The sequence below is a fragment of the Streptomyces sp. B21-083 genome (genome assembly GCF_036898825.1).
Lineage (GTDB): Bacteria > Actinomycetota > Actinomycetes > Streptomycetales > Streptomycetaceae > Streptomyces.
This window is the reverse complement of sequence record NZ_JARUND010000001.1, coordinates 5150745-5166975: the sequence shown is the minus strand read 5'-3', so window position 1 is coordinate 5166975 and position 16231 is coordinate 5150745. Positions and strand designations below refer to the sequence as shown.

The 16231-nt window shown below is 70.8% G+C and carries 13 protein-coding genes; 2 read left to right on the top strand and 11 right to left on the bottom strand.

Annotated features, from left to right (window positions below):
* Positions 1-61: 61 nt before the first annotated feature.
* From QA861_RS23200 to QA861_RS23170, 6 genes are all read right to left on the bottom strand, one after another.
* Positions 62-817 carry a TIGR03943 family putative permease subunit gene (locus QA861_RS23200; RefSeq protein WP_334590212.1) on the bottom strand — a complete coding sequence of 252 codons (756 nt, stop codon included), beginning with the start codon at positions 815-817 and terminating at the stop codon, positions 62-64.
* Entirely contained in the window at positions 814-1869 is a 1056-nt protein-coding gene (locus QA861_RS23195) for a permease (RefSeq protein ID WP_334590211.1), read from the bottom strand. Before QA861_RS23195 ends, QA861_RS23200 begins: the two co-directional genes overlap by 4 nt.
* Before the next feature lie 110 nt (positions 1870-1979).
* On the bottom strand, positions 1980-3323 hold the full coding sequence (locus QA861_RS23190; RefSeq protein ID WP_334590210.1) for a helix-turn-helix domain-containing protein: 1344 nt from the start codon (positions 3321-3323) through the stop codon (positions 1980-1982).
* A gap of 298 nt (positions 3324-3621) precedes the next feature.
* Positions 3622-4176, bottom strand: coding sequence for a Uma2 family endonuclease (locus QA861_RS23185; RefSeq protein ID WP_334590668.1), 555 nt, complete (start codon positions 4174-4176; stop codon positions 3622-3624).
* A gap of 221 nt (positions 4177-4397) precedes the next feature.
* Entirely contained in the window at positions 4398-5897 is a 1500-nt protein-coding gene (locus QA861_RS23180) for an NCS1 family nucleobase:cation symporter-1 (protein ID WP_334590209.1), read from the bottom strand.
* Positions 5898-6279: 382 nt separating this feature from the next.
* Positions 6280-6720 carry a hypothetical protein gene (locus tag QA861_RS23170; RefSeq protein ID WP_334590208.1) on the bottom strand — a complete coding sequence of 147 codons (441 nt, stop codon included), beginning with the start codon at positions 6718-6720 and terminating at the stop codon, positions 6280-6282.
* 774 nt (positions 6721-7494) lie between these two features.
* On the opposite strand from QA861_RS23170, the gene helR reads away from it, so the two are divergent.
* Positions 7495-9738, top strand: coding sequence for an RNA polymerase recycling motor ATPase HelR (helR, locus tag QA861_RS23165; RefSeq protein ID WP_334590207.1), 2244 nt, complete (start codon positions 7495-7497; stop codon positions 9736-9738).
* Between the two features lie 11 nt (positions 9739-9749).
* Here helR and QA861_RS23160 read toward each other — a convergent pair whose 3' ends face one another.
* Both QA861_RS23160 and QA861_RS23155 read right to left on the bottom strand, forming a co-directional pair.
* Positions 9750-10010 carry a DUF397 domain-containing protein gene (locus QA861_RS23160; protein WP_334590206.1) on the bottom strand — a complete coding sequence of 87 codons (261 nt, stop codon included), beginning with the start codon at positions 10008-10010 and terminating at the stop codon, positions 9750-9752.
* Positions 9970-10818, bottom strand: coding sequence for a helix-turn-helix domain-containing protein (locus QA861_RS23155; protein WP_334590205.1), 849 nt, complete (start codon positions 10816-10818; stop codon positions 9970-9972). The genes QA861_RS23160 and QA861_RS23155 overlap by 41 nt, the downstream gene beginning before the upstream one ends.
* Positions 10819-10901: 83 nt before the next feature.
* On the opposite strand from QA861_RS23155, the gene QA861_RS23150 reads away from it, so the two are divergent.
* Positions 10902-11378, top strand: a complete 477-nt coding sequence (locus QA861_RS23150; RefSeq protein WP_443041529.1) for an ATP-binding protein — start codon at positions 10902-10904, stop codon at positions 11376-11378.
* 2 nt (positions 11379-11380) lie between these two features.
* Here QA861_RS23150 and QA861_RS23145 read toward each other — a convergent pair whose 3' ends face one another.
* The 3 genes from QA861_RS23145 to QA861_RS23135 form a co-directional block, all read right to left on the bottom strand.
* Positions 11381-11701, bottom strand: coding sequence for a transcriptional regulator (locus tag QA861_RS23145; protein WP_334590204.1), 321 nt, complete (start codon positions 11699-11701; stop codon positions 11381-11383).
* Positions 11698-12189 carry a hypothetical protein gene (locus QA861_RS23140; protein ID WP_334590203.1) on the bottom strand — a complete coding sequence of 164 codons (492 nt, stop codon included), beginning with the start codon at positions 12187-12189 and terminating at the stop codon, positions 11698-11700. The genes QA861_RS23145 and QA861_RS23140 overlap by 4 nt, the downstream gene beginning before the upstream one ends.
* An 83-nt stretch (positions 12190-12272) precedes the next feature.
* Positions 12273-16091, bottom strand: coding sequence for an nSTAND1 domain-containing NTPase (locus QA861_RS23135; RefSeq protein ID WP_334590202.1), 3819 nt, complete (start codon positions 16089-16091; stop codon positions 12273-12275).
* Between the last annotated feature and the right edge of the window lie 140 nt (positions 16092-16231).

The window sequence follows — 16231 nt, the reverse complement described above, 5'->3', positions numbered from 1 at the left end:
CTGTCCGGCACCGGGGCAATCCTTTCACCGCCGCCGCGTTCAGGTCCGTGTCGGGCGGCCGTCAGCGCTTCTCGTACGGGTTCGACGGCTCCGCGACCGTCCGTACGGACCCCGCGTCCAGCACCGGTGGCCAGGCCGCGTCCGAGCCCAGCTTCCCCTTGGGCACCCAGGTTCCGGTGACCGTGACCCAGGTGTCCGTGACCGGGGCGTCGGCGTCGCGTATCTCGACCTTGCCCGTCGTGGCGTCGGCCGCGCAGCAGGAGACGAGGAGGCGGGTGACGTACCAGGCGCCGTCGTCCCCGTGGGTGACGAAGCCGGTCAGCCGGACGGTACGGCCCTTCAGTGACCGACCGCTGTCGAAGATCGCGCGCGAGCCGAACTCACCGACCGTCAGCTCCAGCGGATTCCCGGCGGGCAGCGCGGGGAACGTACCCACGCCCTGCGCGGCCCGCTGAGCCGCCTCGCGGTCGGCGCTGTACGAGCCCAGGGCGGGCGGCGGGAAGAGGAGCAGCGCGAGGGCGGGAAGCGTGAGCAGCCAGGCGACTCGGGGGCCGTGCCCATGCCGGTGACCATGACCGTCACCGTCACCATGACCGTCGCGCTCGTCGTGCTCGTCGTCCTCGGGGTCCTCCGTCTCACCCCGCCCCCGTGCCACGGCGGCCACCACCCCCAGCAGCACCAGTACCACTCCGGACACCACCAGGTACGGCCGCAGCCCCTCCTGCACGTATCGCAGATACAGCTCGCTGAACAGCGAGATCCGCAGCACCGCGCCGCCCGTCAGCAGCAACAGCACGGCACCCCCGTACCGCCTCACAACAACCACCACCCGACGACGACACTGCTGCTCACCGCGACCACCCACGTCACCGACGAGAACCGGACGGCGAACGCGCGGCCGAAGGTGCCCGCCTGGAGGGCGATCAGCTTCAGGTCGACCATCGGGCCGACCACCATGAAGGCGAGCCGGGCCGTCGGGGAGAAGCCGCTGAGGGAGGCCGCCACGAAGGCGTCGGCCTCGCTGCACACGCACAGGACGACCGCCAGTACGGCCAGCAGCAGCACGGCGAGCCAAGCCGAGCCGGTGAACACGTCGAGCACGGACCTCGGGACGACGATGTTGAAGGTCGCCGCCGCCCCCGCGCCCAGTACCAGGAAGCCGCCCGCATGCAGGAAGTCGTGCTGGAGCCCGGCCGAGAACCCGCGCCAGCCGGAGGGCTCGGAGGCCGACGACCCGCCCACCGGCAGGGGCTTGCGAAGCCACTCGTCCCGCCCGAACCGCGCCCACAGCCAGCCCATGATTACCGCCGTGACCAGGGAGGCCACCAGCCGCCCGAGCACCATCCTCGGTTGCCCGGGAAAGGCGATCGAGGTCGCGACCAGCACCACGGGGTTGATCGCCGGCGCGGAGAGCAGGAACGCGAGCGCGGCGGCCGGGGCCACCCCGCGCCGCATCAGGCTCCCCGCCACCGGCACGGACGCGCACTCGCACCCGGGCAGGACGACCCCGGCCGCGCCCGCGATCGGCACGGCGAGCGCCGGGTTGCGCGGCAGCAGCCGGGTGAACACCCGTTCCGGTACGAAGGCCCCGATCGCCGCCGACACCACCGTGCCCAGCAGCAGGAAGGGCACCCCCTGCACCACGACCGCCGTGAACACCGTCCACCAGGCGGCCACGGCCGGCGTGTAGAGGTCGAGGGCGAGGGTCGGCCCGAGTACGGAGGCGACGGTCGCGATGGCGATCAGCGCGGCGCCGCCGACGACGGCGTACACGAACGCGCGGACGGCGAACCGCAGCCCGTCGGCAACGCTCCACCCGCCGCCGGGCCGGCCGTACCCCCCGCCCTGCTCGCCGTACTCGCCGTTCACGCGCTCGTACCGTCCCGGTCAAAAGCCCAAAGGCCTGGATACCCAAAGGCCCAAATAGCCACAGTTCGACCGAAGGGTAGCCGTCAGCGCTGTGCGCCGACCCCGATTCGTCAAAGAGGGGGCTGCGCGGGCGCCGGGCCGAGCGTCGTGGTGCCGGGGGCCGTACGATGCCCCAGCCCCGTGCGGTACGCGTCGAGCGCGGCCTCCACCCGGCCGGTCCGGCGCAGCAGATCGCCGAGCAGCCGGCACAGGTCGGCGAGGTCTCCGGCGGCGCCCGCGCGCTCCAGGACACTGAGGGCGCGGACGTAGTGCTCCTCCGCCCGGTCCGTGTCGCGGGCGTCCTCCGCGATGATGCCGAGCAGCCGGTGGGCGGCGGCCGAGTGCACGGCGCCGCGCTCCGACGACAGGTCCCCGAGTACGTCGTGCAGCAGCGCCGCCGCCTCGTCGGACTTGCCGCGCCGGTGCAGTACGTCGGCCAGCTCGACCGTGACCTGGCTGCTGTAGAGGGCTGCGCGCTTGGCGGACAGCATGGCGTGCGCCTCCCTCAACTCGGCTTCTGCGCGGGCGAGTTCGTTCTGCTGGGCGTACAGATACCCGCGCATCCAGTGGCAGTTGGCCAGCTCGGTGCGGATCTGCAGCTGCCGGTACAGCTCGGCGGCCTTCGCCAGCGAGGCGTCGGCCTCCGCGTACCGTCCCTCGGCGAGCATCGTCCGGGCCACCTGCCGGTGCATCCGGGCGATGAGCGCCGGATCGCGCACCTGCGGCGCGAGCGCGAGGGCCAGTTCGGCGGCCTGGGCCGCGCGCGCGTGGGCGCCCATGTCCATGTAGGGGGCGATGGAGCTGGCGTAGAGGGGGAGAAGCGCGTCCGGGTCGTGCAGCCCGCCGCGGTTCAGCTCGTCGATCGTCGACTCCAGAAGGTATACGGAGTAACGGAGTTCACCGGCGAGATAGTGCGCGACGGCCCGCCCGCGCAAGGCGGGAACCCGTCCGGTGAGGGGCTCGTCGGCCAGACACCGTTCGGCCTGCTCGAAGTACTCCTGGGCGGCGCCGAGATCCCCGGTCTCCACTCCGCACTCGCCGAGCCCGAGCAGCGCGGCGGCCTCCTCCGCGAGGAGCCCGAGCCGCGCGGCCTCCTCCTTCAGCTCCCGGTACTGCCTGGCCGCCGCCTCGGTCTCGCCGGTGGCGAGGGTGCGCTGGGCGTCGGTGAGTCGCAGCCGGAGGTCCGTGGCCAGATGGGCCGGACGCCCGGTCACGATCTCCTCGTACGCCACCCCCAGCCGCTCGGCGATGTGCCGCAGCGCCTCGTCGGAGGCCCGCACGCGTCCGGCTTCCAGGGTGGAGATGTAGGCGGGTGTGTAGGCGGGCTCCGCCAACTGCCTCTGTGTCTGCCCCTGCTCGATACGCAGCCGCTGCACCCTGCGCCCGATGACTTCCGGGTCGTCGCGCTCCACCATCGCCAACTCCCCTGCGCCCACTTGCCGTTGAGGACCGTCAAGCTCTACGTTAAGCCACGGGTTAAGCGTGCTTGATACGTCGCTGTCATCGCGAGGTTGCGAGGTTGCCGTGCTCTCACACGCCAGAGCGATCTGCGCGGCGATCGTCGCCGCCGCCACACTCATCCTCGCCGCGAACGCGGGCCCGGCCCGTGCGGCGGAGCCACATCGGACGGGGCCCGTGCACGAAGCGCAGTGGGCGCTGAGCCGACCCGGGTAGGGAAGCCTCAGTTTCAGCCGATCAGAACAGCGTCGGCACTCAGAACTCCGCCGTGTCCAGCTCGAATCCCAGGGGCGCGGGCAAGGGCACGGTCAGACCCAGTTTGTGCTTGAGGCTCTTGGCGTAGTCGTCGCCCGACGGCTCGGAGTACACCAGCACCTCGCCCTCCTCCCGGTCGATCAGCAGGTAGACGGGGATGTCGGCACGGGCGTAGCCGAGGATCTTCTTGTCACGGTCGCGTGCGGCGGTCGAGGTCGAAGTGACCTCGGCGACCAGCAGCACGGAGGCCGTATCGTGCCACTCCTCCTCGTCGTCGAAGCTGCCCTTGGGGGCGACGACCAGGTCGGGAATGACATGGCCGGTCTCGGAGGCCCCGGGAACGTTCAGGCCGATGCCGGTGTAGCGGCCCAGCCCCTTGTTGTGGTCCCGGACCTGCCCGCTGAGCTCCGACACGATTTCCTCGTGCTCCCCATTCGCCGGTGGCACCACGTAGATCTCCCCTTCGACCAGCTCCACACGCCAGCCCTCAGGGGCAGCCGCACTGAACAGCTCGAAGGCCTGCTCGACGCTTGCGCCGCCCAGGTACTCGCGCATACGCCTCTCGTAGCGCTCGCCATCAGGATCGTCAGGATCATCGTACGGACCGTGAATGGCCTCGCCCTGGTAACCCGGCATGATGATCGGCTCCGCCGTCGCCATGTCAGACCTCCTTCGCTCAGCGCGACAGTCCCAGGGTAGACCGGCGGCCCGAATACGGAATCCGGAGCCTTTCACTCGAACGAGCGTGCTGTTACGTTTCCGCAGCCCGCCCGCTGTCAGACTGCGGGCTCCTCGGAAGCCACCAGTCGGCTTCTCCCTCCGCTGATCCCGAAGTAGATCGTCCCCGCGACCAGCACTCCGATGAACCACGAGTACGGGCCCAGCGCCGCCCCGTACCCGGCGGGACCGTACGTCGGCAGGATGCTGGAGAAGACCGCGCCGACCGCCGCCGCCGCGAAGGCGCGGATGTTCCAGCCGCCCTGGAAGCGGAACTCGCCGTCCTCCTTGTAGAGGTCGGGGACGTTCAGCTGGGCCTTGCGGAGAAGGTAGTAGTCGACGACGACCACGCCGAAGATGGGGCCCATGGTCGAGCCGATGGCGTTGACGAAGCTCGGGGCGTTGTCCCAGGGGTGGAGGGGGTAGAGGAGCAGGGCGATGACGGCGGCGATCAGGCCGCCGCGCTTGAAGGTGATGTGCTTCGGGGCCACGTTGGCGAAGTCGAAGGCCGGGCTGACGAAGTTGGCGACGACGTTGATGCCCAGGGTCGCGACGGCGAACGTCAGGGCGGCCAGCAGGACGAGGAACGCGCTGTCGAACTTCGCCGAGATCGCCGCCGGTTCGAGGATGACCTCGCCGTACACCTTGCTGGCGGAGGCCGTTGTCATCGCCGCGACCAGCGAGAACAGGATCAGGTTGACCGGCAGACCCCAGACGTTGCCCTTCTTCAGGGTCTTCTCGTCCGGCGCGAACCGGGCGAAGTCCCCGAAGTTCAGGAACAGCGCGGCGAAGTACGTCACCCAGGTCGCGGCGATGGCCGCTATCGCGGCGAACGAACCCGGCGTCACGTCCAGGCCGGTCGCGTTCTTCGCCAGGGCGGCGAGGTCCTTGGCCGGCATGTCGACGGTGAAGGACAGCGTGCCCGCCTTCACCGACAGGACCACGGCCAGCACCAGCATCATCAGCCAGACCGCCGGGCCGGCGAAGTCCTGGAAGCGGCGGACCGTCTCCATGCCCTTGCTGATGATCAGCAACTGGGCAGCCCAGACGGCGAGGTAGCAGATGACCTCCAGCCCGCTGTGGTCGAACAGACGGGTCGTCTCGTGCAGGTGCTTCGGACCGTCGTACCGCACCAGGAACGCGACGATCGCGCCCGCCGCCGCGCTGGTCTGGGCGCCGTACCAGAACGTCGCGACCACGGCCCGGACGAGGGCGGGGACGTTCGCGCCGAAGGTGCCGAAGGAGGCGCGGGCCAGGACGGGGTAGGGGACGCCCGTCCGTACGCCGGCCTTGCCGATCAGCGTCATCAGGTAGTAGATGACCAGCGATCCGACGCCGATGCCGATCAGGAACTTGAAGGTGTTACCGGCGACCAGGAACAGACTGGCGGCGAGGAAGTAGCCGTAGAGACTGTGTACGTCCGAGGTCCAGACGTTGAAGATGCTGAACGCGCCCCACTTGCGCTCGGTGGCCGGGGCGAGGTCCTCGTTGTAGAGGCGGGGGGAGTAGTCCTCCCTGCCCGTGATCTCCGTGGGTCTGTCCGTGCCCGTGTCCGTCATCGGGTTCTCTTCCTGCGCGGGTCGCCACGATGGCGCCGGATGGCCTAAAGAGAACGGGCAGGATGTTTCCCCCAAATGCCGCGCGAGTAACCAGCTCGTCAATGGAAATTATCTTCCACTGCTGGCGGCGTCTTGTCGCGTGGAACCGGGCCGGGGTGTGGGACGCACTGCATCTGGTGCTGCTGAGGAAGCTGCGGGCCGCGAAGAAGCTCGACTGGTCGCGAGCGGTGATCGACTCCTCCCACGTCAGGGCAACCCGGCGCGTGAGGACCTCTTGGAGCCGACTTCAGGGAGCGGCTCCCAGCGAGAGGTGTTCGGCCTACGGAGAGGCCGTGCCGGAGGCGGTCCGGTGTGCCGCCTCCGGTCGGTCACTGGTGAGTCGTTACTTCAGGGGGGCGCAGGTCTTCACGGTGCTGCCCTTGAACTGGGTGCAGATCTGCGTGTTCTTGGGGTACTTCGCGCCCGAGTGGCCCTCCTTGCCCCAGCCGGTGTGGGCCTCCCATAGGCCGCGGATCTTGTAGACGTCGGCTTTCTTCCAGCCACTGGCGGCCTTGTACGTGCCGCCGGGCTTCTTGTAGAGGAAGCGGGCGTACAGCGTCGGCTTCCTCTTGCCCGTGATGTCGGACTTGTGGGCGCCGACCGCGTTGAGGGCACGCCAGGACTTGCCGTTGGTGTACCAGTACTCGCCGCTCGTCCCGTAGACGCCGTTGACCTTGCGGATCGTCTTGTCCGTCGTCGCCGCGGAGGCCGGCGAGACGCTGACGCCGAGCGCCAGTGCCGCCATGGTGGTCAGCGTGAGAATCTTCCCCGTTGTGCTACGCACTACATACCTCTGACGGCCGCCGTCCGCGCCACCGGGCGGCTGTCTCATCGATTGATGTATGGAACCCCGGCGCGGATCAGCAGGTTACCGGGTGGGGATGGGAGGTGCCGGGGGGCTTTTGGGGAGGATGAGTGTGAGGACGGCTGCCGCGAACCGGCGGGTGTCGGTCAGGGCGCGGCAGCGTTCGACCACCGGTGATCGAACGGGAGTTGGGGTGGCGGTCCCGTCGTGTGTCATCGGGTTTCCCCAACTCCCTTTTCCCAAAGACGCGCTGCGGCACGGCCAGCGGCCCAGCGCCGAACTGGTCGACTTCTACAACCTCCAGAGCACACCCGTGCGCAACCTGCTGGTCCGCTACGTCGAAGAACGCCGGCCCGGCGTTGATCGTCGTCAAGGTCAGGGCGAGAAGGGAGCGGCGGGGCGCGCAGGGTTGAGTCTCACCGTTCGGGCCCGCCGAAAAGGACAAAGGCAAGGGATCGCGGACCCCTTGCCATGTTCAAGATATAGCGCACCGGGGGGCTTGCGGCAAGGCCCCCGTCGTACCGCAGAATCTCCGGCCTAGGCCGGAATTCGCGGAAACGGGGAGTCTCGAAGTGCGTGCTTTGTTGCTGCCGACCTATGGGTCGCGCGCGGGGGTGTCCAGCCCATCCCCTGAGACGCGCGAGCGGGCCGTGGCCGCGACGCTGCTGCCCGACACGGTCGGCCGGTAGTCAGGACGCCGCCTGAACACCGCACACCTGATCACCAGCGCCTCGGAACACCGGAGTTGATGACTTGACCACCCCCCTGACCACCACCAGCGCATTCGACCTTCCCGACCGTCTCTCCGCCAAGGCCGACCCGAAGCTGATCGCCCGCGACGAGCGGCACTTCGCCGCCATCGCGGAGTGCCTGCGGCAGACGATCGCCGAACTGTCCGACCGTCTCGACGCGGAGCGCAAAGCACCCGGCGGCACCGGCCGGGACGCGATGGACCGGGACACCGAGATCCACCGCATCACCGCCCGTCTGCGCGCCCTGCGCCGCTTCGGCCTCGACCTCTGCCTCGGGCACATGGTCGACGCGGACGACCCCGAGCGGTCCGTGTACGTCGGACGGCTCGGCCTCACCGACAGCACCGGCCGGCGGCTGCTGCTGGACTGGCGCTCCCCCGCCGCCGAGCCGTTCTTCGGCGCCACCCACGGCAACCCGATGGGGCTGGCGAGCCGCCGCCGGTACCGCTGGACCGACGGCCGGATCAGCGACTACTGGGACGAGGTGTTCACCCCGGACGGGCTGGACGGGCATGCCGCCGCCCTCGACGACCAGTCCGCCTTCATCGCCAGCCTCGGCAGCAACCGTTCGCCGCGCATGCGTGACGTGCTCGGCACCATCCAGGCCGACCAGGACGCCATCATCCGCGCGGGTTCGCGGGGCGCGCTCGTCGTCGACGGCGGCCCGGGCACCGGCAAGACCGTCGTCGCCCTGCACCGTTCGGCCTACCTCCTCTACGCCGACCCGCGTCTCGGTCACCGCCGTGGCGGCATCCTGTTCGTCGGCCCGCACCGGCCGTACCTGTCGTACGTCGCCGATGTGCTGCCCAGTCTCGGCGAGGAGGGCGTGCAGACCTGCACCCTGCGGGACCTCGTCGACGAGGGTGCCTCGGCTGCGGCCGAGGCCGACCCGGAAGTGGCCCGTCTGAAGTCGTCGGCGGAGCTGGTGCAGGCGATCGAGAGGGCCGTCCGCTTCTACGAGGAGCCGCCCACCCAAGGGATGACGGTCTCGACACCCTGGTCCGACGTCCGGCTGACCGCCGGGGACTGGGCCGTCGCCTTCGAGGCGGCACCCGGCGTCCCGCACAACGAGGCCCGCGACCAGGTCTGGGAGGAACTCCTCACGATCCTGGCGGACAAGCACGGCGACGCAGACGGGGACCCTGACAGGGACAGGGACGGGTATGGGGCCGGAGAGGGCGACGCCCCCGAACCTCACGGGGTGTCGCCCGCCCGGCTCCGCAAGGCCCTCGCGCAGGACCGGGAGTTGGTCGCAGCCTTCAACCGCGCGTGGCCGCTGCTGGAAGCGGCCGATGTGGTCGGCGACCTGTGGTCCGTGCCCGCGTATCTCCGCATGTGCGCGCCCTGGCTCACCCGTGACGAGGTACGGAAGCTGCAGCGCGCGGACGCCCGGGCCTGGACCGTGTCCGACCTGCCGTGGCTGGACGCGGCCCGACTGCGGCTCGGCGACCCGGAGGCGGCCCGGCAAAAGCACCGGCACGAGAGCGTTCTCGCCGCCCAGCGCGAGCGCATGGACCAGGTGGTCGACAACCTGATCGAGGCCGCGTCCGCCTCCGGCGCCGACGGTGACGAAGGGGTGGGCCTGGTGCGGATGCTGCGCGGCCAGGACGCCAAGGTCAGCCTGGTCGACGAGTCCGAACTGGCCCTCGCCGCGCCGGACCTGCTGGCCGGGCCGTTCGCGCACATCGTCGTCGACGAGGCTCAGGAACTGACCGACGCGGAGTGGCAGATGCTGCTTCTACGGTGCCCGTCCCGGAGTTTCACCATCGTCGGGGACCGCGCCCAGGCCCGGCACGGGTTCACGGAGTCGTGGGAGGAACGCCTCGAACGCGTCGGGCTCGACCGGATCACCCTGGCGTCCCTCAGCATCAACTACCGGACGCCCGAGGAGATCATGGCGGAGGCCGAGCCGGTCATCCGGGCCGCCCTTCCCGACGCCAACGTCCCGACGTCCATCCGCAGCGGCGGCATCCCCGTCACCCACGGCCCGGCCTCGGACCTCGACCCGGTCCTCGACACCTGGCTCACCTCCCACCCCGACGGCATCGCCTGCGTCATCGGCGCCCCGAGCTTCCAGGCAACACCCCGCGTCCGCTCACTGACCCCGGAACTGTCCAAGGGCCTCGAATTCGACCTGGTCGTCGTCATCGACCCGGCGAGCTTCGGCGAGGGCATCGAGGGGGCGGTGGACCGCTATGTGTCGATGACCCGGGCCACTCAGCAACTCGTCGTTCTCACAAGCTAGTTCGACGTCCGCTAGATCGCATGCACGAACGCGACGAAGGCCTCCGGCGTGAGCGTGAGGGCACCGACGCCGGGGTCCTTCGAGTCGCGGACCACGATGTGGGGGGTGAGGTCGGCGACCTCGACGCACTCGCCGCCCGTGTTGCCGCTGTACGAGGACTTGCGCCAGGTTGCGGTGCCGAGGGGGGCGCACTCGACGCACTGGCCGCCCGTGTCGCCGCTGTAGCTGGACTTACGCCACCGCGCGGTTGACAGGTCCTGGTTGGTGCCCATACCGCTCCTCCATTACGCGCGCGATCAACGCCGCCGAGTCGCCAACCGGCAGGGCGGACGCTTTCAGTTGATCGTAACGGAGGGAGCCTTCCTTGAACTTGCCTGGATCGGCGGTCATATGGCCCTGGACGAAGTCCTCCGTGTAGACGAGGTCCGGGTCGCTGTCGAAGCGCAGGAGGTTGAACGACCCCATCAGTCCCGGGTGTTGCCCCGCGTCGAACGGCAGCACCTGAATCTGCGTCCACCCACTCGCCGAGAAGTCCAACAGGTGCGCGAGTTGGCCCCGCATGGCCTCCCGGCCGCCGACCGTCTGATAGAGCGCAGCCTCGCTCATCACCACCCACACCAGCGGCGGTTCCTTCTGCGACAGGATGCGCTGGCGGTCCAGCCGTGCGGCCACGCGCGCATCGAGATCGTCGCCGCCTCGGACACCCAGCACCGCGCGTGCGTACGCCTCCGTTTGCAGAAGCCCGTCGATCAACTGAGCCTGATACGACGAGATATAGGTGGCCCGCGCCTCCATCTCCGCGTACGCCTGAAACCAGTGCGGAAGTTGGCTTCGCAGCACCAGCCCCACCAGGCGCGAGAACATCCCGTCCGTTCCCAGTGCCGCGTCCACCCGCTCCGCGAAATCCCTGGTGGGAACCTTCCTCGCTGTCTCGATCTGGCCGATCAGGGACGCCGTACAGAAGACGCAGTCACCCAACTGGCTCTGCTTGAGGCCCGCTTCCTCTCTCCTTCGGCGCAGCTCGAAGCCGAAGTAGTCCAGCGGAGAGGCACTGGGGTCGAGTTCGCGGATGTTGGGCACGGCGGGCCACCCCCAAGCTGACGCTGAGCGTCGTTGGATTCAGTCTGTAGCCCAGCGTAATCGCGCCACTCCACTCTGGTGACGTGAATCACGTAACTGACCTGGGCGACAGCCCCCTTGGGCCGAGGTACGGCATGAACTTCACCCTCAGTGAGCATTCGGCCCTGCACCTGCGCCGCATCCTCCGCGCCTACCTCGGCGCCTGGGGCATGCCCGGCCTCTCCGACTCCGCCACCCTCGCTCTGACCGAGCTGGTGTCCAACGTCGTGCGGCATGTCCCCGACCGGCGTGCCACCGTACTGCTGCTGCGGAAGCCCGGCGGGGACGGAGTCCGGGTCGAGGTCGCCGACACGGACTCGCGGGTCCCGGTGTTTCCGGGGTTGTCCACAGCCGTGGACGGGGAAGGCGGGCGCGGACTTCTGATCGTCGAGGCCGTCACCGACCGCTGGGGCTGGCACCGCACGCCCCCGCACCCCACCCCCACGTATCCCACGCGCACCGGGAAGACCGTCTGGTTCGAGTGTGACGCCAAGAACGGCGACAGCCCTGACCGACGCTGAGGTCAGAGAGCCGGATCCGACGGCCCCACGATCGCCCGCAGCGCCGCCAGGTGCCCCCGGTAGGCGGCGCGGCCTCGGTCGGTCAGGCGGAGCCACACGCGTTGCCGGGCGTCGCGGACGGCCTTGCGCTGCTCGACGTAGCCGATGTCCATCAGGACGGTGACGTGCTTGCTCAATACGGAGGCGGAGAGGGCGAGTTGTTTCTGGACCATGCCGAACTCCGCCTCGCCCGCCGTGTCCAGCAGGGCGCAGACGCGCAGTCGGTTCGGGGCGTGGATGGTGGTGTCGAAACCCGCCGGCCCGTCGTCGGCCTCGGCGCTCACGCGGACTTCCGGTGGAGCCGGACGAAGGTGAGGTGGAAGCCGACGGACACGGCGGCGCCGATGAGCGAGGCCGCGATCAGCCACGCCGGCCGTCCCGTGAGCCGGAACGCGAACGCCGACCCCACCAGCAGCATGGGCAGGCCTACCTTGAGCGGCACGGTCACCCGCTTCGGCAGCACGTCGAACCGCAGCGCCACCCCGGTCCTGTCACGCCAGGACCTGGACGCGACGGAGAGGAGCGCCCCGTACACGGCGGTGGTCGCCAGCATGATGCCGATCCAGGCGAGGCGCGGCAGCAGCCAGTCCGACTCGGCCGTGATGCCTCCGTAGGTGATCGGAAGCGCGGCGATGTAGAGCGTGAGCGTGACGAAGAACCAGGTCGGCCATGGTGTGGCCGACACCGCCGCGGCGGAGGCCCGGACGTGCTCGGTGTCGGCCAGGGCGGAACGTGCCTGTTCCGGCGTCAGTCGTGGCCCGTTTGTTTCCATGACGGAAAGAGTAGCCGATAGTTTCCGGTACGGAAAGAGACGAGTTTCCGGGATGGCAAGTGACCCCCTCGTGATCCATACGTCTAGGTCCCGCACACCCCCTTGAACCCCGCGTCCGGGATGTACGTCCGCCACTGTTCCCGTGTCAGGCCGTGGCCGCCCGCTCGGTCGCATACCTGCCGTACCGCGCCCGCCGGGTCTATCGAGTAGCGCTGGAGGGGGACGTAGGCGCTCCCCGCGTACAGCGTCGTGCTGTCGGGAGCGAAGGCCAGGGTCGTGATCGCGTCGCCGGGGGTGGTCAGCGTGCCGCCCAGGGGCTGGCCGGTCGGGATGTCCCACAGCTGGAGAGTGCCCTGGTCGCCGGCGACCGCCAAGGTGCGGCGGTCGGGGCTGACAGCCAGCGCGCCGACTCCCTCCGGGCCCCCTTCGAGGGCGGTCGGGAAGACGCTGCGCATGACGCCCGTGCTGCGCCGGAGGTCGCCGTCCCACAGGGCGACGCGGCCGGACCAGTCGCCCGCCGCCAGCAGGGAGCCGTCCGAGGAGAAGGCCAGGGCGCCGGTCCGGGCGCCCTGGACGAGGCTGGGCCTGGTGACCTTGCCGGCGGGCAGGCGGACGGCGCGGTTGTCGCCGACGAGGAGGCCCCCGTCCGGGCGGATGGCCAGGGGCATGCCCTCCAGCCCATGGAGCCTGCCGGTCCGGCGATGCCGGGTGACGTCCCAGACCTCCTCGTCGAGTATGCCGACGTCCGATACACGGGTGACGTAGAGGCGGTGTCCGGCCGGGCCCAGACGCAGTTCCACGGCCCCATCGACCGAGCCGGCGTTCGGCAGGGACAGGGTGGTGAGGGCACGGTGGCGTCCGACGTCCCAGACCGTGATGGGCTGCGGCGCCGTCTCGACGCCGGGCGCGGAGACCCCGTACGCGAACGTCGTGCCGTCGGGGCTGAAGGACGTCACGGCGAGCGTGCTCGGCGGGTCCACCGGCATGGAGGGGTCGTCGGAGACGGGCGCGGGCGGGGACGGCAGGGTGCCCAGGTCGTGGCCGTCGCGGGTGTCGAGGAGCCGGAAGCGGTAGTTGGCGCCGGTGGTGCGTTCGGCGGTGGCCAGCGTGTGACCGTCCGGGCTGAGCAGGACGTCGTCCGCCGGGTGTGCGCGCCAGGCAGAGGTGGCCGCCGGGCCGAGGTCGAGGGTGTGGACGGTGCGCTCCTCCAGGTAGCGCAGCACCGGACGGCGGCCGGGCACCCAGCTGAGGCCGGCCGAGAGGCTCTGGTTGTTCAGGGCGTGCCGGAAGACGGGGGTCGTCGCACGGCCGTCGAGACGCCAGACCCGGACCTCGGTGTCGTCTGCCGTCGCCAGCAGCGTCCCGTCCGGGCTGAACGCGGCGGAGTCCACGCCCAGCGAGCGGATGCCGGCGACCTGGCGCCCGGTGTCCGCGTCCCAGACACGCAGGCCGGTGTTCCCGCTCGTCCCGGTGGATCCGTTGCCCTCGGGGCGCCGGCCTGTGTACGAGAGAACCGCGAACCGGCCGCCGCCCCCGCCCGCGCCGCCGCCCCCTCCGAACACCAACGTCGAGTTCTCGTCGCAGAGTTTCCGAGACCGCTCCCATGAGCCGTGCACGAGACGCCGGTCGCGGAGGTCCCACAGCTGCGGTGCCCGGCCGTCCGGGCAGAGGGCCACCAGTCGGCCGTCCGGCCCCGACGCCACGTCGGACAGGTCGGCCGAGCCGTGCGTCGCGTAGAGGAGGCGGCCGTCCGCGACCGACCGCAGCTGGACCCGGCCCTCGGTGGTGCTGACGAGGAAGGTGGCGCCGTCGGGGCTGAAGTGGACGTTCGCCCAGTTCGCCGCGAGTCGGGGGGAGCCGCCGGTCCAGTGCCGAGAAGTCGCGTCCCACAGCCGGACGCCGTCCTTCGCGGCGACGGCGAGCACCCTGGCGCCCGGCCCGGCGGTGACGAGGGCGTCCGCGCCTCCGTCCGGGAGGCGGCCCGAGGCGGTGTGCCGCCCGGTCGCCAGGTCCCAGGTCCGCCAGTTGCCGCCGTCCGAACTGAGCAGCGTACGGCCGGAGTCGAGAAGGAGTCGTACGGGGTCGGCGGCTGTCGCGGGGTCGGTGAAGGTGCCCCTTTCGGGCTGGGTGAGAGAGCCCAGGAGGGCGCGCCGGGCCTCGGGCAGCGGCGAGATGCGCCAGGCGGCGACGCCCAGCAGCATCGCGGTGCGCGGGTCGGTCGTGCGGAGGCCGTCGGCGACCTCGGCGACCCGGCGGGCCGCGTCGTCGGTGCGCCGCTTCTGGCTGTCCTCGGCCTGCTGCCAGGCGGCGAGGCCGATCAGGAGCGCCACCGCCAGTACGGCGGACAGCGCGCCGACGAGGGTGCGGGAGCGGCGGGCGGTCCGGGTCACGGCCCGGCGTTCCGACTCGCGGGCTGCCAGGGCGGCCGTGAGGAACGCGCACTCCGGTGCCGTCAGCGCGCTGCGGTCGTCGGCGAACAGTTCCTCGGCACGGACCAGGCGGCTGCCCCGGTAGAGGGCGCCGGGGTCGCGGTCGTGCTCCAGCCAGGCGCGGGCGGCCTCGGTGAGGCGCCGGTGGTGGCGCAGCCGCTCCCGGTCCTCCTCGATCCAGCCGCGCAGCCTCGGCCAGCAGGTGATGAGCGCCTCGTGGGCGAGCTGGACGCCGTCCTCGTCGACGGTGACAAGGCGGGCGCGGGCCAGCCTGTCCACCACCACGGGCACGTCGTCGCCGTTCCAGTCGTCGAGTTCGGCGCGGACCAGGGGGCGCCGGGTGTCGGCGTTGCCCTGGCCGGGCTCGATCAGGCGCAGCAGCAACTGGCGGGCGGTGCGTGCCTCGGCCTCGGACAGCCTGCCGTACACGTCCTCGGCGGTCGCGGCGATGGCGCCGAGGACGCCGCCGACCGCCTCGTACCCCGTCAGGGTGAGCATGCGGCTGCGGCGGCGGCGCCAGGTCTCCAGGAGGGCGTGGGACAGCATGGGCAGCGCGCCCGGCTGGTCCTGGACCTCGTCGACGATCCGCGCGGTCAGGTCCCGTTCCACCAGCAGTCCGGCGGCCTGGGCCGGTCCGACGACCGCCTCGCGCAGCTCCTCCGCGCTCATCGGGCCGACCGGCAGCCCCGCGCCGCGCAGGGCGTCGGCGAGTTCCCGGTGCTCGGCGCAGCGGGCGTAGAAGTCGGCGCGTACGGCGATGAGCACCCGCAGCCGGCTGTCCGGGTTCCGGGCGGCGAGCAGCAGGTCGATGAAGTGGGAGCGCTCCCGTGAGTCGCGGCAGAGGGTGAAGACCTCTTCGAACTGGTCCACCACGACCCAGCTCTCCGGCTCGCCGTCCTTCGGGGTCAGCAGATGGCCGTACGTCCGTGCCGGCGCGGCCCCGGGGGTCAGCACCCGGAGCGCGGCCGGGGCCCCGGCGCGCGCGATCTCGGCGCGCAGGTGGGGTATCAGTCCGGCCCTCAGCAGCGACGACTTCCCGCTCCCGGACGCCCCGAACAGGACGGCGAACCGGTGGGTGCACACCAGTTCCCGCGCCTCCTCGACGAGCCGGTCCCGGCCGAAGAAGAGGGCGTGGTCGCCGGGTTCGAAGCGGGCCAGTCCGCGGTACGGGGGTGCCGCGTCCGGCGCTTCCTCGCGCACGGTTCCGGCGGCTTGCGCGTCGGCGTCCTTCCACCGGGGTTCCCACTCGCCGAGATCGCCGCCGCAAGCCCGTACGTATCCCTGGAAGACGGTGAACGAGGGCAGTTTCCGCCCGGCCGCCGCCTCGGACAGCGAGCTCACCGAGCAGCCGGCCACCTCGGTCATCGTCCGGTACGACGGCCCGCCCGCCGCCCCGCGCAGCTCGCGCAGCTCGTGCGCGAGCCGCTGCACGGGGCCGGCGTCGGGGTCCAGCGGTCTTTCGGGACGCCCCACGGGATTACCACCATCCGGGTGAAAGCGATGTTCAGGTGGTCAATTTACGATTCGTACGCCGACGTCGTAAACCGACCTTGATGTGGCGTTGACGACAGCACGAAGAAGCAACCATCCGGTCTAGACCTTGACGTGCTCCG